Below are 23,905 nucleotides of genomic sequence, written 5' to 3' on the forward strand. Positions count from 1 at the left end.
AGGGGAAATTATGAATAGTTTGCTTGTTACAGGCTATAAACCATATGAATTAGGAATCTTATCAGCCAAGGATCCACGACTACCTATCATTAAAGAGGCCATCCGACAAGATTTAAGACGCTTTTTAGAAGAGGGGGTCAAATGGCTGGTCTTTACAGGAAATTTAGGTTTTGAAGCTTGGGTCTTAGAGGTTGCAAAAGAAATGCAGAAGGACTATGAACTTCAGTTGGCGACCATCTTTATGTTTGAAAACCAGGGGGAGAATTGGAATGAAGCCAATCAGGAAATTCTTAGCCAGTTTAAGCAGGTTGATTTCGTCAAGTATGCCTATCCTTCTTATGCCAATTCAGGACAATTTAAAGACTTTAACAAATTTTTGTTAGAAAACACGGATGGAGCTTATTTATTTTATGACCCTGAACATGAAACCAATATTAAATATCTTTACAAGATGATGGTAGATATGGATCCATTCTATATCAAAAGATTAAACTTTGATGACTTAAATGAAGTAGCAGAAAAAATTTGCGAAAAATAAGTAATTTACCTTGATTTTTGCCCCTCTTTTTTTATATAATTGATATGATTAACTAGAACGGAGAGAAAGATGGCCAGTATTATTTTTACTGCGAAAGATATTTTTGATCAAGAGTTCAAAAAAGAAGTTCGTGGATACAACAAAGATGAAGTAAATGAATTCTTGGACGATGTTATCAAAGACTATGAAACCTATGCGGCTTTGGTTAAAGAGTTGAAAGAAGAAAACGAACGACTCCGTGAAGAAGTAGCCAAGAAAGCCGTTCAAGTAACTCCGAGTCAATCTGTACAAGAGCCTGCTCCGAAACATGAGCTCCCTCAAGTGACAACGACGACGAATTTTGATATCTTGAAACGCTTAAATCGCTTGGAAAAAGAAGTCTTTGGCAAGCAAGTTGTTGATCGCGAATTTTAAGAAAGAATTATAGTAAAAGGTGCAATTTTTGGATAATCGCGTGAGAGCTTTCTCTCATGAGGAAAGTCCATGCTAGCACAGGCTGTGATGCCTGTAGTGTTTGTGCTAGGTGAATCCATAAGCCTAGGGACTTGATGTTCAAGTTACGGCGAGCGAACGGGCTAAGTCTTCGGATAGGTTTTAGTAACTCTGAAAGTGCCACAGTGACGTAGTTTTTAGGGAAACCTAAAAAGTGGAACGAGGTAAACCCCTCAAGCTAGCAACCCAAACTTTGGTCGGGGCATGGGATGCATGGAAACGAACATAGTATCCTGACTGGAAACAGTAGACAGATGATTATCGAAGGGAATGGTACCTAGTCATTTCTGGAACAAAACATGGCTTATAGAAAATTGCATATAGGTGGTGAGGGGGAGAGTGATCTCAACCTCCTTTTTTAAGTAATGGGTAACAAATGAAAAAACAATTTGAATTGATCGCGACAGCTGCAGCTGGTCTAGAGGCTGTAGTAGGTCGTGAATTACGAGATCTGGGCTATGACTGTCAAGTGGAAAATGGTCGCGTTCGTTTTCAGGGAGATGTTCGTGCAATCATCGAAACCAATCTCTGGCTTCGAGCAGCTGATCGGATCAAGATTGTGGTCGGATCATTTCCAGCTCCTACCTTTGAAGAACTTTTCCAAGGAGTTTTTGCCTTAGATTGGGCTCAATACCTTCCTTTAGGGGCCCGCTTCCCAATTGCAAAGGCGAAGTGTGTCAAGTCCAAACTACACAATGAACCGAGTGTACAAGCTATTTCGAAAAAAGCTATCGTTAAGAAATTGCAGAAGCATTATGCTCGCCCTGAAGGGGTTCCTCTGATTGAAAATGGCGCAGAGTTTAAAATCGAAGTTTCTATTTTGAAGGACCAAGCAACGATCTTGATTGATACGACAGGTAGTAGTCTATTCAAACGTGGCTATCGGACTGAAAAAGGGGGAGCTCCAATTAAAGAAAATATGGCGGCAGCTATTCTCCAACTTTCCAATTGGTATCCAGATAAACCTTTGATTGATCCTACATGTGGATCAGGGACCTTCTGTATCGAGGCAGCGATGATGGCTCGTCAGATAGCACCCGGTTTGAGACGAACCTTCTCTTTTGAAGACTGGAATTGGGTAGACGATCGTCTGATCCAAGAAGTTCGCACAGAGGCCAGTAAAAAAATCAATCGGGACCTAGTGTTGGATATTATGGGAACGGATATCGATGCGCGGATGGTTGAGATTGCTAAAGAGAATGCTCAAAAAGCTGGGGTCGCTAGCGACATCACCTTTAAACAAATGCGGGTTCAAGATTTGCGATCTGATAAGATCAATGGGGTCATCATCTCTAACCCTCCATATGGAGAACGCTTATCTGATGATGCTGGAGTTACAAAACTGTATGCTGAAATGGGTGAGGTTTTTGCTCCCTTGACGACCTGGAGTAAGTTTATCTTGACCAGTGATGAAAACTTTGAGAAGAAATTTGGGCGTCCAGCAGATAAAAAACGGAAATTATATAACGGGACCTTAAAGGTTGATTTGTATCAATTTTTTGGAGAACGGGTGCGACGACAATCGTCAAATGAGAAAGGAAGCATATGACAAAAGAAGATAAACAGCAATTGGGTCAAGATGCAGAGTCAGTTCTTGATTTTCAAGATGCAAAAGAAATGACCATCGGTCAAGCCAACCGTAAGGCAGAAGAGATCGAAGCGGGTGTTAAAGAGACGGACAATGTTCTCGATAAGTACATCAAGCAACACCGAGAAGAAATCGAAGCTGATAAGTTTGATACCCTCATCATGAAACAACCTTTGGCGACTGAAGAAATCACAGGAAGTACAGATGCTCCAGTTGAAGAAACGCCTGTAGCAGTTGAAACAGAGGATTTAGGAGAGACAAAGCGGATTCCAGATCCCCTTCCCCTAGAACGTCCAGCTAAGATTAAATTTGGTCCAGAACCAACAGAACCATACGTAGAAGAAGAAATTGAGATCCCAGTGGAGCCGAAAAAGAGTCGTGTGAAGCCAGTCCTCCTTTCAGTTCTTGCTTTAACAGCAGTGGCGACAGCTAGCTGGTTCTCTTACCAATGGATGCGCAACCAATCAAATGGGGAAACCAAGCTTGTTTCTTCTTCTAGCTCGTCAAGCAAGTCTTCTTCCTCTTCTTCTTCAAGTAGCGTTAACACGGAAGCTGCTCTCAAAGAATTTAATGATCAATATGCCAGCTTCTTTACAGATGACTCTAAAACAAGCCTAAAAAATGATTCTTTTGGTAATTTGGAAAAATTAAAAGCAAGCTTGGATAAGTTGAAAGATACCAAAGAGTACGAAGCTGCGAAGACGAAGTATGATGAATTGGTCAAGCAAGTATCAGCGATTCAGACAGTGAACTCTCAGTTTACCAGTCCAGTTATCAAAGATGGTGTTATTGATGCCAATGCTCAAGTGAAAAGTGATGCAGTCTTTTCAGATGCTTCAACATCCAATACACAATTGAATCAATTGTTGAAGGATGCTGCGACTCAAGGTCGTTCGCAACAAGTTGCGACACCAGCTCCAGTCACAGATGGAGGGAATAGTACAGGTGGAGTTACGGCGACGACTGGTCCCGCAACAGTGACAACCGCACCTAGCTCTCCTCAAGTGACACCAGGGGCTGGCAATACAACAGGAGGTGTTAATCCTGGATACTCTGGCTTTGGTCTTCAAAGTACTGGTGTGCCTCTTCAACGGAATTTGAGTCGGGTACCATACAATCAGGCGGCGCTTGATGATGTTTACAATCCTGCTTGGACCTTTAATCCAGGAGTCCTTGAAAAGATTCTAAAGATTGCTCGGGAACGTGGTCATATCATTGGGGATCAATACATTCTGGAGCGTGTGAATATTATCAAGGGGAATGGTTACTACAACCTCTTTAAACCAGATGGTACTTACTTATTTAGTATCAATGCTAAAACAGGTTACTTTGTTGGAAATGGCAAAGGCCATGCAGATGCATTGGATTATTAAGAACTAAAAAAAGAGACTGGACAAAAACTGTCTAGCCTTCAATGTTTGATAGGAATAACTGCATGGCGCAGCGGTTGATGGGTATCTTTGTGCGCTTTTTAAGCTCCAAAGATGCCCCAATCAACTGTGCGGGGGTGGGAAAACGAACTCTATTTAATTAGTGGGAGTTCTTTCCCTCTCCCTTTGTTTTTTATACGATATGGCGAGTAAAAGGATCGTCAGAAATACCTTGTTCGAGAATCAATTTGCACCATTCTTTAGCAGAAAAGAGACTGTGATCTTTATAGTTACCGCAAGACTCGATAGTGGTCCCAGGAACATCTTCCCAGCTTGTAGCTTCAGCTATCTCCTCTAAGGAAGACTTGATTACCTCAGCGATTGTTCTAGGATTGTGTTGTCCCCACATAATCATGTGAAATCCAGTACGGCACCCGAATGGAGAACAATCAATCATGCCATCAATACGCTTGCGGATTAACATAGCTAAGAGATGCTCGATGGTATGCAAGCCAGCAGTAGGGATAGAGTCCTCGTTTGGTTGTACCAAGCGGATATCGTAGTTTGAAATCACATCTCCTTTTGGTCCAGTTTCCTCTCCGATCAGGCGAACGTAAGGAGCTTTTACAGCAGTGTGGTCTAGTTCGAAACTTTCCACAATAACTTCTTTGGTCATTTAACTTCCTCAATTTCTTTTTTCTTGATTATAGCACAATTGGTGAGGGAAGAAAACACTAGGGGCTGTGAGATAAAAGGAACATAGTGGTGGTGAAGATGTGTGATGGAAATCTGTTAATTGAAGCTATTTTCTTGCTAGAATCAAGGCGGAGAAATTTTAAAAAACAGCAGAAATATATTGGTTTTAGCTAGAAAATTTGTTTGTTAATTTTTGGAAAATATGATAAAATGATAAAGAATTTTTTAATTCAACTATTCATTAGATTAGAGGTAAAAACATGGAATTTGGAATTGCAATTGTTTTTGCCGCAATCATTGGTTTAGTCATTGGATATGTAGGGATCTCAGTGAAGATGAAAGCATCGAAAGAAGCTGCAGAACTTACTCTTTTAAATGCTGAACAAGAAGCAACGAATTTACGTGGACAGGCAGAGCGTGAAGCTGATTTGATTTTGAAAGAAGCTAAGCATGAGTCTAGTTCACTTAAAAAAGAAGCACTTTTGGAGGCAAAGGAAGAAGCCAGAAAATATCGAGAAGAGGTCGATGCTGAGTTTAAATCAGAGCGTCAAGAATTAAAACAATTAGAAACCCGCTTGGCGGAACGTTCAAATAATCTTGATCGCAAAGATGATAATCTTACGAGCAAAGAACAAACTCTTGAACAAAAAGAGCAAAGTCTTTCAGATAGAACTAAACACATTGATGCGCGTGAAGAACAATTACATGAGCTAGAAAAGAAAAAAGAAGAAGAATTAGAAAAAATTGCTTCTCTTACTCAATCGGAAGCGCGTGATATTATCTTAACGCAAACAGAAGAACATCTTTCAAAAGAAATTGCGACTCGTATCCGAGATGCAGAATTGGAAGTAAAAGAACGTTCAGACAAAGTTGCGAAAGATATCTTGGTTCAAGCCATGCAACGGATGGCAGGTGATTTTGTTGCAGAACAGACAAACTCAACGGTTCATTTGCCAGATGATGCGATGAAGGGGCGAATCATTGGTCGTGAAGGTCGGAATATTCGTACCTTTGAAAGCTTAACAGGTGTGGATGTCATTATTGACGACACACCAGAAGTAGTCACCTTGTCAGGATTTGATCCGATTCGTCGGGAAATCGCACGGATGACCATGGAAAGTCTCTTGAAAGATGGTCGAATTCATCCAGCTCGTATTGAAGAGTTGGTAGAGAAGAACCGTCTGGAAATTGATCAACGAATCCGTGAATACGGTGAAGCAGCTGCTTATGAAATTGGGGCCCCAAATCTACATCCTGACTTGATGAAAATTATGGGACGCTTGCAATTTAGAACCTCTTATGGTCAAAATGTTTTGCGTCACTCGATTGAGGTTGCTAAGTTATCTGGTATTATTGCGAGTGAACTTGGCGAAAATGCTACCTTGGCTCGTCGAGCTGGTTTCCTACATGATATTGGAAAAGCCATCGACCGTGAGGTAGAAGGTAGTCACGTAGAAATTGGAACAGAGTTGGCTCGTAAATACAAAGAGCACCCTGTTGTTGTTAATACCATTGCCAGTCACCATGGAGACGTGGAACCAGAAAGTGTCATAGCTGTTATTGTAGCAGCAGCGGATGCTTTAAGTGCGGCTCGTCCAGGTGCCCGGAGCGAGTCTCTTGAAAGTTATATCAAACGTCTTCAAGATCTTGAAGAAATTGCAAATGGCTTTAAGGGAGTCAAGACTAGCTTTGCCTTGCAAGCAGGTCGTGAAATCCGAATTATGGTAAGCCCTGAAGAGGTCAAGGATGATAAGTTGACCATCTTAGCTCATGACATTCGTGAGAAGATCGAGTCTAACTTGGAGTATCCTGGTAATATCAAGGTAACCGTTATTCGTGAATTGCGTGCCATTGATTATGCAAAATAGAGCTTGTTAAAAGCCATCTATAAAAAAGATAGTCAGCGAAGGTGAAAGATCCTTGGCTGACTATTTTTTTGAGTTGCATTGAAAATAGGATCCTAAAAGAGAATAATTGCTTCATCTAGAAGTGGCTAGAAGCCTTGTCTCTAGGAAAAATCTGTTGAAAAATATTTCTAATTTTGTTACACTAGATAGAAAGATAGCGAAGGAGACAAAATGGCGGATCGAGGATTATTAATCGTTTTCTCAGGACCCTCAGGTGTTGGGAAAGGGACGGTTAGACGTGAGATTTTTGAAAGCTCAGATAATCAATTTCAATACTCAGTATCGATGACAACACGTGCTCAACGTCCAGGTGAAGTGGATGGAGTAGATTATTTCTTCCGTACACGTGAAGAATTCGAGGAGTTGATTCGTCAAGGTCAAATGCTTGAATATGCTGAATATGTTGGTAATTATTATGGCACTCCGTTGACCTATGTGAACGAAACCCTCGATAAAGGGATTGATGTCTTCCTTGAGATCGAGGTGCAAGGGGCTTTGCAGGTGAAGAAAAAGGTACCGGATGCCGTCTTCATTTTCTTGACTCCTCCGGATTTGGATGAGTTACAAGATCGTTTAGTTGGGCGTGGGACTGACAGTGCGGAAGTGATTGCTCAGCGGATTGAAAAAGCTAAAGAAGAAATTGCCTTGATGCGTGAGTATGATTATGCCGTTGTCAATGATCAAGTGCCTTTGGCTGCAGAACGTGTCAAACGTGTAATTGAGGCGGAACATTTCCGAGTAGATCGGGTCATTGGTCATTACCAAGAAATGCTTCCCAAAGCCACTCAAGTGGTTCGATAATTTAGAATAGGAATTAGGTAAAAAGATTATGATGTTAAAACCATCCATTGATACACTGTTGGATAAAGTACCGTCAAAATACTCTTTGGTTATTCTTGAAGCCAAAAGAGCTCATGAGTTAGAAAGTGGTGCAACTCCTACTCAAGAATTTCAATCCGTAAAATCTACCTTGCGTGCCTTGGAAGAGATTGAGTCAGGAAATGTGGTGATTCACCCGGATCCAGAAGCTAAGCGCGAAGCAGTTCGTCGTCGAATCGAAGCAGAACGTTTGCGTAAGGAAGAAGAAGAACGTAAAATTAAAGAGCAAATCGCAAAAGAAAAAGAAGATGGTGAAAAAATTTAAGGTTGGGTTCGCTCAATCTTATTTTTTACTATTTAGCGATAGGATAGGAAGGAGGTGAAAGCATGCTCGCACAAGTCATTGTTGATGTTCCCTTGATGCAAACAGACAAGCCCTATAGTTACCGAGTACCAGAAGAGTTTTCTCCTTTCTTGGAAAAAGGAATGCGGGTACATGTTCCCTTTGGAAAGGGAAATCGGCTCATTCAAGGAATTGTGGTTGGTCTAGAGGAAACCCCTCTAGCAACTCAAAACCAAGAATTGAAAAGTATTGTGGAGGTCTTAGACTACCAAGCTGTTCTTGGAGAGGAACAATTTTGGTTGGCAGATCAGTTGCGAAAGACGGTTTTTGCCTACAAGATCACCCTCTTGAAAGCCATGCTACCCAGTGTTTTAAATTCTTCCTATGACAAAATTCTCCATCCGACAGAACTGCTATCGCCAGAAGATAGAGAGGACATTTTTGGAACAGCGACCAGTTTGGCCTTTTCTTCTTTGGATATTGATGCTCAAGCACGAATGATGCGACTGACTCGTAAGGGAGAGTTGGAAGTAGAATACCAAGCAGTGGATCGTAAACATATCAAAACAGAAAAATGGTATCGGGTAAATCATCACCTACTTGAAAATTTGGAAATCGCCAAGAATGCCAAAAAGCGCTTGGCCCTGCGTGAATTCGTCCAAGGTCAAGAAGTGGAAGCACCTTTGAGTGACTTATTGGCTGAATTCTCTCGTCCTGTTGTGAACTATTTCATTGACCAGGGAGCCTTGCTTATTTTTGAAAAAGAAGTCAATCGTGCGGCTGCCTACTTTAAAGACAAGGAGTCGACGGAGGCCTTGGTTTTAAATGCTGAACAAGAACGAGCGGTTCAAGCGGTGACCAGCAAAATTGGGCAACTTTCCAAACCTTTCTTACTTGAAGGAGTGACAGGAAGTGGGAAGACGGAGGTTTATCTCCAAATCATCCAAGAGGTGCTAGAAAAGGGAAAAACAGCTATTATGTTGGTTCCCGAAATTTCCTTGACGCCTCAAGTGACGGATCGCTTTATTTCTCGCTTTGGGGATCGGGTGGCCATCCTCCATTCGGGCCTATCCAACGGTGAAAAATACGATGAGTGGAGACGTGTTGAGCGAGGGGAGGCCCAAGTAGTTGTTGGAGCACGGTCTGCTATCTTTGCTCCTCTGAAGAACCTAGGAGCTATCATTATCGATGAAGAACATGAAGCAACCTATAAACAAGATAGCAATCCCCGCTACCATGCGCGTGAAGTGGCTTTGCTACGAGCTCAGTATCACCAGGCTGTTTTGGTCTTGGGGTCGGCGACTCCTAGTCTAGAAACACGAGCCCGTGCAGGAAAAGGGGTCTATGAATTTCTTCAATTGACCCAACGGGCTAATCCGCTTGCCCGCATTCCAAAGGTAGAAGTGATCGATTTCAGGGACTATATTGGCCAGCAGGAATCTGGAACTTATACGCCCAAGTTGTTGGAGGCTATTGCAGAACGTCTGCAGAGAAAAGAGCAAGTCGTCCTTATGCTCAATCGCCGAGGTTATTCCAGTTTTGTCATGTGTCGGGAATGTGGTCAGGTAGATACCTGTCCTAACTGTGATATCTCCTTGACCCTCCACATGGATACCAAGACGATGGACTGCCATTATTGTAATTACCATAAGGCCATCCCAACTGTCTGTCCCAATTGCCAAAGTCGATCCATTCGTTATTACGGGACGGGGACCCAGAAGGCCTACGATGAGCTACAAGAAATTTTCCCAGAGGCTCGTATTCTGCGGATGGACGTTGACACTACTCGGAAAAAAGGGAGTCACGAGGCCTTGTTGGACCAGTTTGGTCAAGGACAAGCTGATATTTTGCTTGGGACCCAGATGATTGCCAAGGGCTTGGATTTCCCCAATGTTACTCTTGTCGGTGTTCTAAATGCAGATACAGCTTTAAATTTGCCTGATTTTCGCTCTTCAGAGCGGACCTTCCAACTGTTAACCCAGGTGGCAGGACGGGCCGGTCGTGCGGATAAAGAGGGCCAGGTTCTGATTCAGACCTATAATCCTCATCATTATGCGATTGAATATGCGAAACGCCAAGATTATGAAGGGTTTTATGCCTATGAAATGAAGGTGCGCCACCAATTAGGCTATCCACCTTATTATTACACGGTAGGTTTAACCCTCTCTCACAAACAAGAAGAGGTCGTGGTTAAAAAAGCTTATCAGGTGATGGACCTGTTGAAAGCAGGTCTGTCCGATCAGGTCCAAATCTTGGGACCAACGCCAAAACCGATTGCTCGCACGCATAATTTATTCCATTATCAAATCCTGTTGAAGTACCGGTTTGAAGACCAATTGCCACAGGTTTTAAATCAGATTTTGGACTATACTCAAGAGCGGGAAAATCAAGATCTTCGAGTCAGCATTGACAATGAACCGCAAAGTTTTATGTAGAAGGAGAAAAAATGACAAAAATACTATTTATGGGAACGCCTGATTTCTCAGCTACAGTCTTAAAAGGCTTGATTTCTGATGAACGCTATGAAATTCTAGCTGTTGTGACCCAACCAGATCGGGCAGTTGGCCGGAAAAAAGAAATCCGAATGACGCCAGTAAAAGAAGCGGCTTTAGAAGCAGGCTTGCCAATCTACCAGCCGGAGAAACTATCTGGAAGTCAAGAACTAGAAGACTTATTGGCTTTGGGAGCAGACGGGATTGTCACAGCAGCCTTTGGGCAATTTTTACCAAGTCGATTGTTAGAGGCTATGAAGTTTTCTGTCAACGTGCACGCTTCTCTTCTTCCAAAATACCGCGGTGGAGCTCCTATTCATTATGCCATCATGAATGGGGATAAAGAAGCTGGTGTGACCATCATGGAAATGGTCAAAGAGATGGATGCTGGGGCTATGATTTCCTCTCGTGCTATCCCTATTTTAGAAGAAGACAATGTGGGAACCATGTTTGAGAAATTGGCTCTTGTCGGTCGGGATCTTCTCTTAGAAACTCTACCGGCTTACCTTGCGGGAGAACTTAAGCCACAACCGCAGGATCCCCAACAAGTCACCTTCTCTCCCAATATCAAGCCGGAAGAAGAACGCCTGGATTGGGCACGGACCAACCGTGAACTCTTTAACCAAGTTCGAGGTATGTATCCTTGGCCAGTTGCCCATACCCTATGGAAGGGTGAACGCTTTAAGATTTACCAAGCAAAACCGTGTGAAGGTCAAGGTCAACCTGGGACAATCCTAGCTCTTCATAAAAATGAAATCGTTGTTGCGACGGGAGAAGGAGCCCTGGCCTTGACCCTTGTTCAGCCAGCCGGTAAACCCAAGATGGCTGTTGGGGATTTCTTGAATGGCTTAGGGCGACAATTGCAAGTAGGTGATCAATTTGGTAAATAAGATGCAGACTGCACGAGGGTTGGCTCTAACTATCCTAGGAGAGATTTTCCAGGACGGTGCTTTTTCAAATATTGCCCTCAAAAAAGGATTGGGGAAAGCGAATCTGTCAGAAGTGGATAAAAGTCTAGTAACCGAAATCGTCTATGGGACGGTTTCACGCAAACTAACCTTGGAATGGTATCTATCGCACTTTGTCGCTGATCGGGACCAGATAGATCCATGGATCTATCATCTTTTATTGATGAGCCTCTATCAGTTCGTCTATCTTGAGAAGATTCCTCCCCATGCTGTTGTCCATGAAGCAGTAGAGCTAGCCAAACAACGGAAGAAGGGGAGCGAAAAATATGTCAATGCTCTCTTACGGAAAATGCTACGAGAGGGGCTTCCGTCGATTGACCAGATTAAACGAGTCAATAAACGGCTTTCGATCCGTTATTCCCTTCCGGTTTGGTTGGTAAAAAAGTTGCTTGATGAGTATGGTGAAACGCGGGCCATTGCAATTTTTGAGAGCCTCTATGTTCGCAACAAGGCCAGTGTTCGAGTTGTCGATTTGGACCAAAAAGAAGACATCAAGGAGCGATTGCAGGCCTCTGATTCTTTATTGGCCTCGACAGCTCTTGTGAAGGAGAATGGCTATGTTGCGGGCTCTGATTACTTCAAACAAGGAAAGCTAACCATCCAGGATGAGACCAGTCAATTGGTAGCTCCGGCTTTGGAGATCCAGGCGTCAGATCAGGTATTAGATGCCTGTGCAGCTCCTGGGGGCAAGACAGTTCATATGGCTTCCTATTTAATTGATGGAAAAATCACAGCCTTAGACTTGTACAATCATAAGCTCCTGTTAATTCAAGAAAACGCGAATCGTCTGGGAGTAGCTGATAAAATTGAGACCAAGCAATTGGATGCAAGGAAGGTATCTGAGACCTTTGGACCAGACGCTTTTGATAAGGTCTTAGTAGACGCTCCTTGCTCTGGAATCGGGCTCATTCGTCGGAAACCAGACATCAAGTACAATAAAGACAATGCGGACTTTGCCTCCCTACAGGCAGTTCAATTGGAAATATTGGATAGCGTTTGTCAAAGTGTACGAAAAGATGGTATAATAGTCTACAGTACGTGCACAATTATAAGCGAAGAAAACACGGAAGTGGTTCAACAGTTTTTAGCAACCCATCCTAATTTTGAGCTAGTGCCACTAGATCATGAACGAAACGAAATTCTAAAAGAGGGCTGTATTTTAATTACTCCAGAACTATATGGAAGCGATGGCTTCTTTATCAGTCGTTTTCGTAGAATATCGTAATCTCAGGAGGAAACAGACAGTATGGAAATTTCTATCTTAACCGATGTAGGTCAAAGACGGACAAATAACCAGGACTATGCAAATCAATATACAAATAAAGCTGGAAAATCAATGATTTTTCTGGCTGATGGGATGGGGGGACACCGAGCTGGTAATATTGCCAGTGAGATGGCTGTTACCGATCTCGGTTCTGCTTGGGTACAAACAGAAATCAGCACCATTAACGAAGTCAGGGAATGGTTTGCAGAACACTTAGAAAAAGAAAACCAGCAAATCCACCGCATTGGTCAAGATGAAGAACACAAAGGGATGGGAACAACCTTAGAGGCCTTAGCTATTATTGATAATCAGGTCTTGTTTGCCCATGTAGGTGATTCACGGATTGGTTTGATTCATGATGGTGAGTACCGTCAGTTGACGAGTGATCACTCCTTGGTCAATGCCTTACTTAAGGCAGGACAAATCACGGAAGAAGAGGCAGCTCATCACCCTCAAAGAAATATTATTACCCAATCTATTGGTCAAAAAGATGAATTGCAACCGGACTTTGGCATGATTACAGTTGAAGCAGGAGATTATATTCTAATCAATAGCGATGGACTGACCAATATGATTTCTGGAGATGAAATCCGCGATATCGTCCTTAGTGATGTAACAGTGGAAGAAAAAGCCCAAACCTTGATACGCTTTGCTAATAATGCAGGTGGTCTAGATAATATTACAGTTGTCCTGATTCACTTCGGTGAGGAGGACAATGCATGATTCAAATCGGCAAAATTTTTGCCGGACGATATAAGATTATCCAACAGATTGGGCGAGGAGGCATGGCAGATGTTTACCTGGCTCGGGATTTAATCTTAGATGGTGAGGAAGTCGCAGTTAAGGTACTGAGGACTAATTACCAGACAGACCCAATTGCAGTCGCGCGCTTCCAGCGAGAGGCTAAGGCGATGGCGGATTTGGATCATCCAAATATCGTTCGGATTACGGATATTGGCGAAGAAGATGGCCAACAATACTTGGCGATGGAATATGTCGCTGGGTTGGATTTAAAACGCTACATCAAAGAAAATGCTCCTTTATCAAATGAAGAAGCTGTTCGATTGATGGGGCAGATCCTTCTTGCTATGCGGTTGGCCCATACCCAAGGGATTATTCACCGTGACTTGAAACCACAGAATGTCTTATTGACAGCAGATGGAAATGCTAAAGTTTCTGATTTTGGGATCGCGGTAGCTTTTGCAGAGACCAGTCTCACTCAGACCAACTCTATGCTTGGTTCGGTTCACTATTTGTCACCAGAACAAGCTCGTGGATCAAAAGCAACTATTCAGAGTGATATCTATGCAATGGGAATCATTTTCTATGAAATGTTGACCGGGCATATCCCATATGACGGGGACAGTGCAGTTACAATTGCCCTCCAGCATTTTCAAAAGCCTCTTCCTTCTATTCGGGAAGAGAATAAAAATGTTCCACAAGCCTTGGAAAATATCGTCATCAAAGCAACAGCTAAGAAACTTTCAGATCGCTATAAATCTGTTGCTGAAATGTATGTGGATTTATCTAGTTGTTTATCATTCGAACGTCGCAATGAGAAAAAACTAGTGTTTGATGATACAGCTAAGGCAGATACCAAGACTCTCCCTAAGGTGAATGTGGTTCCAAAACCGACTCCGCTTCCTACAGCGGATCCACGTCCATCAACTCAAGAAGAAGTCAGTTCAGACACTGGAAGTCGAATGGCTCCCCTCTCTCCAAAAAACAAACCACAACGTCGCTTACGCACACGATACAAGGTTCTATTTGTGGCGATTGCTCTTGTTCTAGCTGCCTTTGCTTTTCTTCTCTATATGAGTCCAGCAAATAAAACGGTCCCTAATGTATCTGGGAAAACGGTAGCAGAAGCGCGTGCCATCATTGAAAATCAAAGTCTTCAGGTCGGAGAAGAAAAAGAAGAATACAGTGATTCAGTGGCAGAAGGTTATATCATTCGAACCAATCCAACTGCAGGTTCTCAAAAAAAAGAACAAAGTAAAATTGATTTAGTTGTGTCTAAGGGACCAAATTCTTTTGATATGCCAGATTATGTTGGAATGTCTAGGGAAGAAGCAGAAGCGGATCTCAAAAACACTTATAAACTATCTAGTAAACAGATTTCTATTGAGGAAGTGGAGACCAATGAAGTAGAAGCTGGAATCGTTCTTGAGCAAAGTCCTGCTGCTGGTGAAAAGTATCAAATGAATTCCAAGAAGAAGATTGTTTTGAAAATTTCAAAAGAAAGTACTTCAATTGATATGCCAAGCTATATTGGTTCCACCTATGACTTTGCTGTCGCTAATTTAGTACAGATATATGGAGTCAAGGAAGCCAATATTGAGCGGAAGACTACAGAACATCTTCCAGATGGAATGGAGGCCTATGCTGGTCAGATAGTCAGTCAAACGCCAGAACCTATGGCAACTCTTAATCTTGAAAAGACACGAATTGTGTTGACTGTCTACGAACCAAAGACGGAACCTTCAAGTAGTAGTTCCAAAGCATCAAGTTCTTCAGAAACGTCAAGCAGTTCTTCTGAGGAGCATCATTCTGGAACAGAAACATCTTCCTCATCCTCAGACTGAGACGACCTCATAAACAGAATGGATGGATAACCAGACCTTTAGGTCTGGTTATTTGTTTGTATAAGTCGACTTGCTTGAATCCTCCTAGAGGCCGAAGCGAAACCTTGGAATTTTTGATAAAATAGAGTAGAGAGGTTCAACTATGTGGAAGATTCAATTCTTTATATTTGTAGAAGCAATGTTATTGACCATGGCAACCATTACCATCTTAGCGGGAAGTGTTTCCCGGGTAATCCTAATCGTTGTCCTTTGCTTACTACTCTTGTATTATTATATTGGAAAACAGCGCAGTAATTTTTTATTGGTAGCCTCCAGTATGATGCTGTTTTATATTATTATGCTGAATCCTTATGTGGTTGCAGCTCTTTTATTTGCTGTGCTCTATGGTATGATTGTCGCTTACCCCTATTTTTACCGGGAAAACGAAGAAGTGAAAATTGACCAGGCAGAGGATGCGGAGATTCGACAAGAAAAGACGCCCTGGATGGGGGATTTGCACCATTTTTCAAAGGTCAATTGCCAATACCGCGATATTAACATTCTTCGATTAGCTGGGAAGGATACACTTCATTTAGATGAAGTGATTGTCGTCAATCACGATAATGTCATTGTTATGCGGAAAATGTTTGGAAATACAAAGATTATCCTTCCGGTTGATGTGGAACTCAGTTTGCAAGTCAATACCCTCTATGGAGAGTTGCGACTTTTTTCCCAACCACCAAGAAAGTTAAGAAATGAAACCATCAGCATTGAAACACCTAATTATAAAAGCTCTCATCGGACGGTTAAGGTTGTTTTAGCAGGATTGGTTGGAGATGTGGAGGTGGTCAGAGGATGAAGCGAACAGACTATCTCTTGATTTTTATATACACCTTGTTGGTCTTGTTGGTGATTATCCATTCCATTTTTGGGCTCTTTGACTTTCAGTGGACAGATTTGTTGAATGATATGTCCAAATTACGTGCCTTTCTCTTTATTGGTTTTGGCTTGACTAGCTCTCTGACCTTGTTTATGATTGTCCTTATCAAGCTGGTTCAATTCACTACCATGCATACGGTTCAGAAAAATCTAAGAGGTCTTCTTGAAGGAAAAAAATTAAAACTGGGAGAAAACAAAGAAATTAATGAAGATTTTCAACGCTTGGATCGGAAACTCAAACGCCTAACAGAAAATTTGCAACGAACAGAAAATCGGGTCATGCAAAATGAAGAAGAGATTGTGGAACGTGAACGTAGGCGAATTGCCCGGGATCTCCATGATACGGTGAGCCAAGAATTATTTGCGGCCAATATGATTTTGTCCGGTGTAGCCAGTCAGAATCAGGTTCTTCAACTGCCTAAAGTCGGGCAACAGTTGAAGGGAGTAACTGAAATTTTAAATACGGCTCAAAATGATTTGCGGATTCTCTTATTGCACCTCCGCCCGACAGAATTGGAAGGTCGGAACTTAGTAGAAGGCATGCAGGTGATTTTTAGGGAACTGCAAGAAAAGAGTAACTTAGAAGTTCATTTTGAACATGATGTTCAAAAATTACCTAAATCAATTGAGGAGCATATTTTCCGGATTGTGCAAGAAGTGGTTAGCAATACCCTGAGACATGCCCATGCTAAGCGATTGGATGTTTATCTGTTGCAAACAGAACAGTCTCTCCATCTTAAATTAGCAGATGATGGAGTTGGATTTGATCCAGAATCGCTGGGTGAACTAAGTTACGGTATGAAGAATATTCAAGATCGAGTGGATGACATGGCAGGAAGAATTAAAATTTTGACCAGTCCTAAAAAGGGAGTGGCCATTGATATCAAAGTGCCATTAGTAGAAGGAGAGGAAAATGAAATTATTACTAGTAGATGATCATGAGATGGTCCGATTAGGATTGAAAAGCTATTTAAGTATGCAAGATGGGATTGATCAAGTCCTAGAAGCCAGCGATGGTCAAGAGGGTGTCGAAGTAGCCTTACAAGAACGACCAGATGTCATCATTATGGATATTGTCATGCCACATATGACCGGGATTGAAGCGACACTCGCCATCCTGAAGGAGTGGTCAGATGCAAAAATATTGATCCTAACGTCTTATCTGGACAATGAAAAAATCTACCCTGTCTTGGATGCGGGAGCCAAGGGATATATGCTCAAAACCTCTAGTGCAGAGGAAATTTTACGGGCCATTCGTAAGGTGGAACAAGGAGAGTTGGCGATTGAGACAGAGGTCAGCCAAAAAGTTGAGTATCGAAAAAATCACGTGGAACTCCATGATGACTTGACCGCGCGTGAACGAGATATCTTGGCTTTGCTAACCAAAGGATATGAAAACCAACGGATAGCTGATGAATTATTCATTTCATTAAAAACAGTCAAGACCCATGTGTCGAATATTTTGTCAAAATTAGAAGTGAGCGACCGTACTCAGGCAGTGGTATATGCCTTCCAGCATCACTTGGTTTCTCAGGAAGATTTTTAGTCAAAAACATGCTATAATAGACAGCATACTGAATGGAGCCAACATGGATGCAAAAACACGCTACAAAGCAAAAAAGATTAAAATAGTATTTTTTGATATTGACGATACCTTACGAAATGTTGAGACAGGCTATGTTCCAGCTTCGGTCACCAGAGTGTTTTCTCAATTACGAGAAAAAGGAATTTACACAGCTATTGCCAGTGGAAGAGGGATTTTTGGAGTGCCAGAAGAAATCAAGGCTCTCCAACCTGATTTCTACGTCACTCTGAATGGTTCCTACGTGATTGATCGTAAAGAGAATGTCATTTATGAAGAAAGGGTACCAAATCCACTTGTTCAAGACTTTATTGCTTGGGCCAAGCAGGTAGGGATTCATTATGGTTTGGTTGGGAGTCACCAAGCAGCTCTTTCAGCTCGGACAGAAGAAATGAGCCGGGCTATTGATTCCATCTATCCAAATTTACCAGTAGATCCGGACTTTGCTACCAAGCATCCCATTTATCAAATGTGGACCTTCGAGACTGGTAAAACATTCGATGCCCTCCCAGAAGCTTTAGGGCAGGAATTGCGTTTGGTTCGCTGGCACCCAAACTCATCAGATGTTGTCTTGGATCAGCAATCCAAAGCTCACGGTGTCTCAAAAGTAGTCGAAAAACTGGGTCTCAAACCAGAAAATGTCTTAACATTTGGGGATGGATTGAACGACTTAGAACTATTTGACTATGCTGGTTTAGCGATTGCCATGGGGAATGCCCAGGATGCATTAAAAGCCAGAGCGGATTATGTCACAAAAAACATAGAAGAAGATGGTATTTTACATGCCTTAGAGGAGTTAAAAATGGTTGAAAAAGAATTGCATTTACCACAAACAAAAATGGATCAAGAGACAGGACCAATTGCGACGATTCATACCAACTATGGAGATATGAAGATTCGTCTCTTCCCTGATCAAGCACCGAAAACAGTAGCAAACTTTATTGCGCTTGCAAAAGATGGCTATTATAATGGAGTAATTTTCCATCGCATCATTAAAGATTTCATGATCCAAGGTGGGGATCCAACTGGAACAGGTATGGGTGGAGAATCCATCTATGGAGAATCGTTTGAAGATGAATTCTCTGAAGAGTTGTACAATATCCGTGGAGCCCTATCTATGGCCAATGCTGGACCAAATACCAACGGCAGTCAATTCTTCATTGTTCAAAACCAACACCTTCCTTATTCTAAAAAGGAAATTGCCCGTGGTGGTTGGCCTGAAGCTATTGCAGAAATTTATGCGGAAGAAGGAGGGACGCCTCATTTGGACCGTCGTCACACAGTATTCGGTCAGTTGATGGATGAAGCTTCTTATCAAGTATTGGATACAATTGCGGCAGTAGAGACAGGTGCCATGGACAAACCCAAAGAAGATGTGGTCATGGAATCCATTGACATCGAGGATGAAGCATGAGAATCGGGGATAAACTGAAGGGTGTTGTGACAGGGTTGCAACCTTATGGAGCCTTTGTAGAATTAGAGACAGGGGTAACCGGTTTAATCCATATTTCTGAAATCCGCAGTGGATATATCGACAACATTCATGATATCTTAAAAATTGGGGATCAAGTTTGTACCCAGATTATCGATATTGATGAATACTCTGGGAAGGCTAGCTTGTCTCTTCGTACCTTAGAAGCTGGGAACAGAAAGCAGTTTCGACATCATCGTTTTTCTAATGATCGCCATAAGATTGGTTTTACTCCTTTAGCTAAGCAATTACCTATTTGGATTAAAGAAAGTAAAGAATTTTTGAGTGACACTAGTCAAGGAAAATAAAAATTTGGTTCTGCAGATAGAAGAAAAAGAGGCTACATCGTAGCCTCTTTCTTATTCTTGGTCAAAATCGTAAAGGGTAGTTGAAAGGTAACGTTCTCCATTATCCGGTGCCAAAGCCAAGACTTTTTTACCAGCGCCAAGCTCTTTAGCGACTTCAATTGCTGCATAGATAGCGGCGGCAGATGAAATTCCAACTAAGAATCCTTCTTTTCCACCAATGTAGCGACCTAATTCTAAAGCTTGTTCAGAAGTGACGCGGATTACGCCATCATAAGAATTGGTATCCAACGTTTCTGGAATGAAACCTGCTGACAATCCTTGGATTTTGTGTGGTCCAGGTTTTTCACCAGAAAGAATCGCTGATTCATCTGCTTCGACTGCATAGACTTGGACAGCTGGGTTGACTTTTTTCAAGGCATGAGAAACACCTGAAATAGTTCCACCAGTTCCAACACCACTGACGTAAGCATCCAATCCATTTGGCCCAAAAGCTTCTAAAATTTCTTGTCCTGTTGTTGCTTCATGGACTTCTGGGTTGGCGCTATTGTTAAATTGGAGGGGAAGGAAACCGTTTCGTTCTGCAGCGATTTCTTCTGCTTTAGCGATAGCTCCTTTCATTCCTTCACTACCTGGAGTTAAGACAAGTTCTGCTCCATAAGCTTGAATGATTTTTCGACGTTCAACACTCATGGTTTCAGGCATGACGATGACCACTTTATACCCTTTGGCAGCTCCGACCCATGACAAACCAATTCCTGTATTTCCACTGGTTGCTTCAACGATAGTAGAACCGGGTTGAAGAAGACCATCTCGTTCTGCTTTTTCAATCATGCTAAGAGCAATCCGGTCTTTAACAGATGACCCAGGGTTGAAGGCTTCTAATTTAACATAGACATCAGCAGCCCCTTCAGGTACTAGGTGGTTCAATTTTACAATAGGTGTTTTTCCGATTAATTCTGTAATATTTTGATAGATTGGCATACGATATACACTCCTTTGTTAGTGTATCCAGTATACCGCCAGTAAGAAGGTTTGTAAAATATAAAAAAGCTATCGAGGCGATAGCCTTTTTTTATAGCTGGATGGGAACTTCCACTTCCTTTAATCCCTGATCACTAATCTCGACTTTTCCATGGTAAAAATCAATCAGGTCCGCAATCACATTTTCTTTTTGCTCTTTATCTACATAGATCAGACTAAAGACAGCATCGGTGAAGTCTGTCTGGTATTCTGTTAATTGGTGAGCGGATAAAAAGTTCGCAAACTCTTGGTATTGGGGATAAGTCAAGCTAATCCCTAGACCAACCTGCTCTTTGATCTCAACGAGACCGATTTCTTTCACCGCTTGTGCGACACTGCCAGCATAAGCGCGAATGAGTCCACCGGCTCCAAGCTTGATGCCTCCAAAATAACGAGTGACAACGCAACAGACATTGGTCAGTTCGTGGTTCTCTAAAACACCAAGCATGGGCACGCCAGCAGTCCCACTAGGTTCGCCATCGTCACTAGTCCGTTTAATTTCAAATTGCTCTCCAATGACAAAAGCAGAACAATTGTGAGTTGCCTTATAATGTTCCTTCTTGATAGCGGCTATAAAGTCGCGAGCTTCCTCTTCAGTATAAACTCGTTTAACATGGCAAAGAAAGCGGGATTTTTTAATTTCTTCTTGGACGAGACCGTCCTCTTTAAAAGTCTTGTATTCCATACATTTATTTTACAAAAAAACTCTTAAAACTGCGAGCTTTTACGAATATATAAGTATGAAAGTAGAAGATTGTTATGGACGTCTATTTACAAAGGACCAGGTAGATCAAGAAGTCATAGAACAAGCCCAGTTGCTCCCGAGTATGATTGAGGAAAAAGGAAAGTTATTCTGCAATCGTTGTGGAAGCCAGATTGACCTAGAACATTGGAAACTGCAGATTGGCAGTTATTATTGCCGAGCCTGTATCCAATTAGGGAGAATTAGAGGCGATGAATCCTTATACTATTTCCCACAAGTAGCCTTTCCTCAAGAGGAAGTCTTGAACTGGCAGGGAACCTTAACGCCCTTTCAAAGTCGAGTCTCAGAAGCTCTGGTCCAATCGTTAGGACAAGAGGATCCTGTTATGGTGCATGCGGTAACAGGAGCTGGAAAAACAGAGATGATGTATCATGTGGTCGCAGAAGTGATCCGAAGAGGAGAAAGTGTTTGTATTGCTACGCCTAGAATAGATGTCTGTATCGAACTCTACCATCGTATGACAAGGGATTTTGCCTGCCCTATTTCTCTCCTGCATGGAGATTCAGAACCCTATTTTCGGACTCCCCTTGTCATAGCAACCACTCACCAACTACTAAAATTCTATCAGGCCTTTAATCTCCTCATTATTGACGAAGTGGATGCCTTTCCATTTGTTGATAATGCTATGCTCTATCAAGCCGTTTCAAATGCGTTGGCAAAAAAAGGAAAACTAATCTATTTAACAGCTACTTCAACAAAAGAGCTTGATCGGAAGGTAAAAAATAAGGAGTTGAAGCGGGTGAGCTTGCCGAGGCGCTTTCATGGAAATCCCTTGGTTGTACCAAAGAAAGTATGGCTCCAAGATATCCGAAGGAAAATAGAAAATGAGCAGATTCCACGAAAACTACTTACCTTAATTAAGCAACAAAGAAAAACCCACTATCCCTTGATTTTATTTGTTTCTGAAATTAAATTAGGTGAAAAAATGTTAAGAATCCTAAGGAAGTTATTCCCAAATGAGAAGTTGGAGTTGGTCACTTCAAAAACAGAAAATAGACTGGAGTTGGTTGAAGGATTTCGCAATCAAGAAATTAGCATTCTACTGTCAACAACTATTCTAGAGAGGGGAGTAACCTTCCCAAAAGTAGATGTATTTGTGATAGAAGCGAACCATAGACTATTTACCAAAAGCGCTCTCGTTCAAATCGCAGGGCGGGTCGGAAGGAGCATAGAACGACCAACAGGAACTCTACTATATTTATCAGAAGGAACGAGTAAAGATATGAATGACGCTATAAGGGAAATAAAGGAAATGAACAAGGAGGCAGGATTTTGAAGCAATGTTTATTATGTGAAGAGTCCCTCTCTTACCAATTAAGTTTACAAGAACTGTTTTTGATGAAGCGAGAAGAAGAATGGCTTTGCGAATCCTGTAGAATTAGATTTGAAAAAGTCGGTAATGAAGTCTGTTCCTCCTGCTGTAAAAAAGGACAAAAAGGAATGTGTGAAGACTGCACTACATGGAAAAAGAATGGAAAAGAAGTTTGTCATAGAGCTCTCTATTATTATAACGAAGAGATGAAAGACTACTTTCGACGGTACAAATTTCAAGGAGACCAACTCCTAGGTTATCTCTTTGCAAAAGAAATCTATTTGGAACTGAAAAAATATAAGGGTTATAGCATCGTCCCCATCCCTCTAAGTCAAGAAAGGAAAGAAAAGAGGGGATTCAATCAGGTAACAGCTATGTTAGACTTTGCGAATCTACCCTATTGTCAGCTATTAAAGAAAAGAGATACTCAAGCGCAATCGCAAAAAAATAGAAAAGAACGATTGGAATTAAAACAATCTTTTGACCTGATAAATCATCAGACTGACCTCTCAGACCTAAAAATAATACTGGTAGACGACATCTATACTACCGGAGCTACTATAGAACGAGCTAAAGAAATCTTAAATGGAAAAGGTGTGAAAGAAATAAAATCTTTTTCATTGGCAAGGTAGAATATTCAAAAATAAATTTGCAAAAAAAAAATGAAAGCGTTATAATATGTATATAAAGAAAAAATGTTTAGAAAGTAGGTACTTATATGATTAAATATAGTATCCGTGGTGAAAACCTAGAAGTAACAGAAGCCATTCACGACTATGTCGTTTCTAAACTCGAAAAGATTGAAAAATATTTTCAAGCAGATCAAGAATTAGATGCACGTGTGAACTTAAAAGTTTATCGTGAGAAAACTGCTAAAGTGGAAGTGACCATTCCACTAGGTTCGATAACCTTGCGTGCAGAAGATGTTTCTCAAGATATGTATGGATCAATCGACTTGGTAGTAGATAAGATTGAACGTCAAATTCGTAAGAATAAAACGAAGATTGAAAAGAAAAATCGTAGTAAATCTGCTACTAGCAAAATCTTCACAGATGCTTTTGTAGAAGAAAGTGTAGCCCTTGATAAAGTAGTCCGTACTAAAACAATTGATATTGAACCAATGGAATTAGATGAAGCGATTCTTCAAATGGATCTTTTGGGACATGACTTTTTCATTTATAAGGATGTAGAAGACAATACTACAAATGTTATCTACCGTCGAGAAGATGGAGATGTAGGACTTCTTGAAGTCAAAGAAAAATAGAATAGAATAGAAAAACAACTCCTGTGGATTTCCTACAGGAGTTTTTGAGCAAAAAGAGGAGATATATATAGGAAGAAAGCGTAAAGAAATTAAGACAAAATACTATTTATCAAAAAAAATAAAAAAATTTCAAAAAAGTGTTGACAGTCCAAAAGATGCGTGATATACTAATATAGTTGTCGCGCGAGAGCGACAAAGACCTTTG

General features: G+C 41.5%; 23 protein-coding genes and 1 other RNA gene. 21 read left to right on the plus strand and 3 right to left on the minus strand.

The annotated features are described in order from the left end of the window. Positions 1–10 precede the first annotated feature (10 nt). The 5 genes from E5S68_RS09735 (at position 11) to E5S68_RS09755 (ending at position 3,991) form a co-directional block, all read left to right on the plus strand. Entirely contained in the window at positions 11–538 is a 528-nt protein-coding gene (locus E5S68_RS09735; RefSeq protein ID WP_135783379.1) for an SLOG family protein, read from the plus strand. A 69-nt stretch (positions 539–607) separates the two neighbouring features. After that, positions 608–952 carry a cell division regulator GpsB gene (gene gpsB, locus E5S68_RS09740; protein WP_135783380.1) on the plus strand — a complete coding sequence of 115 codons (345 nt, stop codon included), beginning with the start codon at positions 608–610 and terminating at the stop codon, positions 950–952. Between the two features lie 24 nt (positions 953–976). Then, positions 977–1,342: RNase P RNA component class B (rnpB, locus tag E5S68_RS09745), an RNA gene on the plus strand. Between the two features lie 64 nt (positions 1,343–1,406). Further along, on the plus strand, positions 1,407–2,579 hold the full coding sequence (locus E5S68_RS09750; RefSeq protein WP_135783381.1) for a THUMP domain-containing class I SAM-dependent RNA methyltransferase: 1,173 nt from the start codon (positions 1,407–1,409) through the stop codon (positions 2,577–2,579). After that, positions 2,576–3,991 carry a cell division site-positioning protein MapZ family protein gene (locus E5S68_RS09755; RefSeq protein WP_135783382.1) on the plus strand — a complete coding sequence of 472 codons (1,416 nt, stop codon included), beginning with the start codon at positions 2,576–2,578 and terminating at the stop codon, positions 3,989–3,991. Before E5S68_RS09750 ends, E5S68_RS09755 begins: the two co-directional genes overlap by 4 nt. A 190-nt stretch (positions 3,992–4,181) precedes the next feature. On the opposite strand, the gene E5S68_RS09760 is transcribed toward E5S68_RS09755, so the two are convergent. After that, positions 4,182–4,664 carry an S-ribosylhomocysteine lyase gene (locus E5S68_RS09760; RefSeq protein ID WP_135783383.1) on the minus strand — a complete coding sequence of 161 codons (483 nt, stop codon included), beginning with the start codon at positions 4,662–4,664 and terminating at the stop codon, positions 4,182–4,184. A 280-nt stretch (positions 4,665–4,944) separates the two neighbouring features. Here E5S68_RS09760 and E5S68_RS09765 point away from each other — a divergent pair, with 280 nt between their 5' ends. The 13 genes from E5S68_RS09765 to E5S68_RS09825 all read left to right on the plus strand — a co-directional run bounded on the left by E5S68_RS09765 (position 4,945) and on the right by E5S68_RS09825 (position 19,341). After that, entirely contained in the window at positions 4,945–6,552 is a 1,608-nt protein-coding gene (locus E5S68_RS09765; RefSeq protein WP_135783384.1) for a ribonuclease Y, read from the plus strand. Positions 6,553–6,762: 210 nt separating this feature from the next. Further along, positions 6,763–7,392 (plus strand): guanylate kinase, encoded by a 630-nt coding sequence (gmk, locus tag E5S68_RS09770; protein WP_135783385.1) that lies wholly within the window; start codon positions 6,763–6,765, stop codon positions 7,390–7,392. Positions 7,393–7,420: 28 nt separating this feature from the next. Next, complete coding sequence (gene rpoZ / locus E5S68_RS09775) at positions 7,421–7,735, plus strand: DNA-directed RNA polymerase subunit omega (protein WP_006596845.1); 315 nt, start codon at positions 7,421–7,423, stop codon at positions 7,733–7,735. Positions 7,736–7,797: 62 nt separating this feature from the next. Beyond that, complete coding sequence (locus E5S68_RS09780) at positions 7,798–10,188, plus strand: primosomal protein N' (protein WP_135783386.1); 2,391 nt, start codon at positions 7,798–7,800, stop codon at positions 10,186–10,188. An 11-nt stretch (positions 10,189–10,199) separates the two neighbouring features. Further along, on the plus strand, positions 10,200–11,135 hold the full coding sequence (gene fmt / locus E5S68_RS09785) for a methionyl-tRNA formyltransferase (RefSeq protein WP_135783387.1): 936 nt from the start codon (positions 10,200–10,202) through the stop codon (positions 11,133–11,135). Beyond that, positions 11,125–12,438, plus strand: a complete 1,314-nt coding sequence (gene rsmB / locus E5S68_RS09790) for a 16S rRNA (cytosine(967)-C(5))-methyltransferase RsmB (protein WP_135783388.1) — start codon at positions 11,125–11,127, stop codon at positions 12,436–12,438. Before fmt ends, rsmB begins: the two co-directional genes overlap by 11 nt. A 21-nt stretch (positions 12,439–12,459) precedes the next feature. After that, positions 12,460–13,200, plus strand: a complete 741-nt coding sequence (locus E5S68_RS09795; protein ID WP_135783389.1) for a Stp1/IreP family PP2C-type Ser/Thr phosphatase — start codon at positions 12,460–12,462, stop codon at positions 13,198–13,200. After that, positions 13,197–15,062, plus strand: coding sequence for a Stk1 family PASTA domain-containing Ser/Thr kinase (gene pknB, locus E5S68_RS09800; protein ID WP_135783390.1), 1,866 nt, complete (start codon positions 13,197–13,199; stop codon positions 15,060–15,062). Before E5S68_RS09795 ends, pknB begins: the two co-directional genes overlap by 4 nt. Positions 15,063–15,204: 142 nt before the next feature. Then, positions 15,205–15,900 carry a cell wall-active antibiotics response protein LiaF gene (gene liaF, locus E5S68_RS09805; protein ID WP_135783391.1) on the plus strand — a complete coding sequence of 232 codons (696 nt, stop codon included), beginning with the start codon at positions 15,205–15,207 and terminating at the stop codon, positions 15,898–15,900. Then, positions 15,897–16,916 (plus strand): envelope stress sensor histidine kinase LiaS, encoded by a 1,020-nt coding sequence (locus E5S68_RS09810; protein WP_135783392.1) that lies wholly within the window; start codon positions 15,897–15,899, stop codon positions 16,914–16,916. The genes liaF and E5S68_RS09810 overlap by 4 nt, the downstream gene beginning before the upstream one ends. Next, entirely contained in the window at positions 16,894–17,526 is a 633-nt protein-coding gene (locus tag E5S68_RS09815) for a response regulator transcription factor (protein ID WP_135783393.1), read from the plus strand. Before E5S68_RS09810 ends, E5S68_RS09815 begins: the two co-directional genes overlap by 23 nt. A 43-nt stretch (positions 17,527–17,569) precedes the next feature. Next, positions 17,570–18,976 carry a bifunctional Cof-type HAD-IIB family hydrolase/peptidylprolyl isomerase gene (locus E5S68_RS09820; protein WP_135783394.1) on the plus strand — a complete coding sequence of 469 codons (1,407 nt, stop codon included), beginning with the start codon at positions 17,570–17,572 and terminating at the stop codon, positions 18,974–18,976. After that, entirely contained in the window at positions 18,973–19,341 is a 369-nt protein-coding gene (locus tag E5S68_RS09825) for a S1 RNA-binding domain-containing protein (RefSeq protein ID WP_123160907.1), read from the plus strand. Before E5S68_RS09820 ends, E5S68_RS09825 begins: the two co-directional genes overlap by 4 nt. Positions 19,342–19,392: 51 nt before the next feature. Here E5S68_RS09825 and cysK read toward each other — a convergent pair whose 3' ends face one another. Together cysK and E5S68_RS09835 are read right to left on the minus strand one after the other, a co-directional pair. Next, positions 19,393–20,322 (minus strand): cysteine synthase A, encoded by a 930-nt coding sequence (gene cysK, locus E5S68_RS09830; protein WP_125329919.1) that lies wholly within the window; start codon positions 20,320–20,322, stop codon positions 19,393–19,395. 91 nt (positions 20,323–20,413) lie between these two features. Further along, positions 20,414–21,046 carry a YigZ family protein gene (locus E5S68_RS09835; protein ID WP_135783395.1) on the minus strand — a complete coding sequence of 211 codons (633 nt, stop codon included), beginning with the start codon at positions 21,044–21,046 and terminating at the stop codon, positions 20,414–20,416. Between the two features lie 55 nt (positions 21,047–21,101). On the opposite strand from E5S68_RS09835, the gene E5S68_RS09840 reads away from it, so the two are divergent. The 3 genes from E5S68_RS09840 to hpf all read left to right on the plus strand — a co-directional run bounded on the left by E5S68_RS09840 (position 21,102) and on the right by hpf (position 23,700). After that, a complete protein-coding gene (locus E5S68_RS09840; RefSeq protein WP_135783396.1) occupies positions 21,102–22,400 on the plus strand; it encodes an ATP-dependent helicase ComFA in 1,299 nt (432 codons plus the stop codon). After that, positions 22,397–23,068 carry a ComF family protein gene (locus tag E5S68_RS09845; protein ID WP_234697746.1) on the plus strand — a complete coding sequence of 224 codons (672 nt, stop codon included), beginning with the start codon at positions 22,397–22,399 and terminating at the stop codon, positions 23,066–23,068. The genes E5S68_RS09840 and E5S68_RS09845 overlap by 4 nt, the downstream gene beginning before the upstream one ends. Before the next feature lie 86 nt (positions 23,069–23,154). Next, positions 23,155–23,700: a ribosome hibernation-promoting factor, HPF/YfiA family gene (gene hpf / locus E5S68_RS09850; RefSeq protein ID WP_135783397.1), complete on the plus strand. Its 546-nt coding sequence runs from the start codon at positions 23,155–23,157 to the stop codon at positions 23,698–23,700. The last annotated feature ends 205 nt before the right edge of the window (positions 23,701–23,905 follow it).

The organism is Streptococcus rubneri (assembly GCF_004785935.1).
In the GTDB taxonomy this organism is placed as follows: domain Bacteria; phylum Bacillota; class Bacilli; order Lactobacillales; family Streptococcaceae; genus Streptococcus; species Streptococcus rubneri.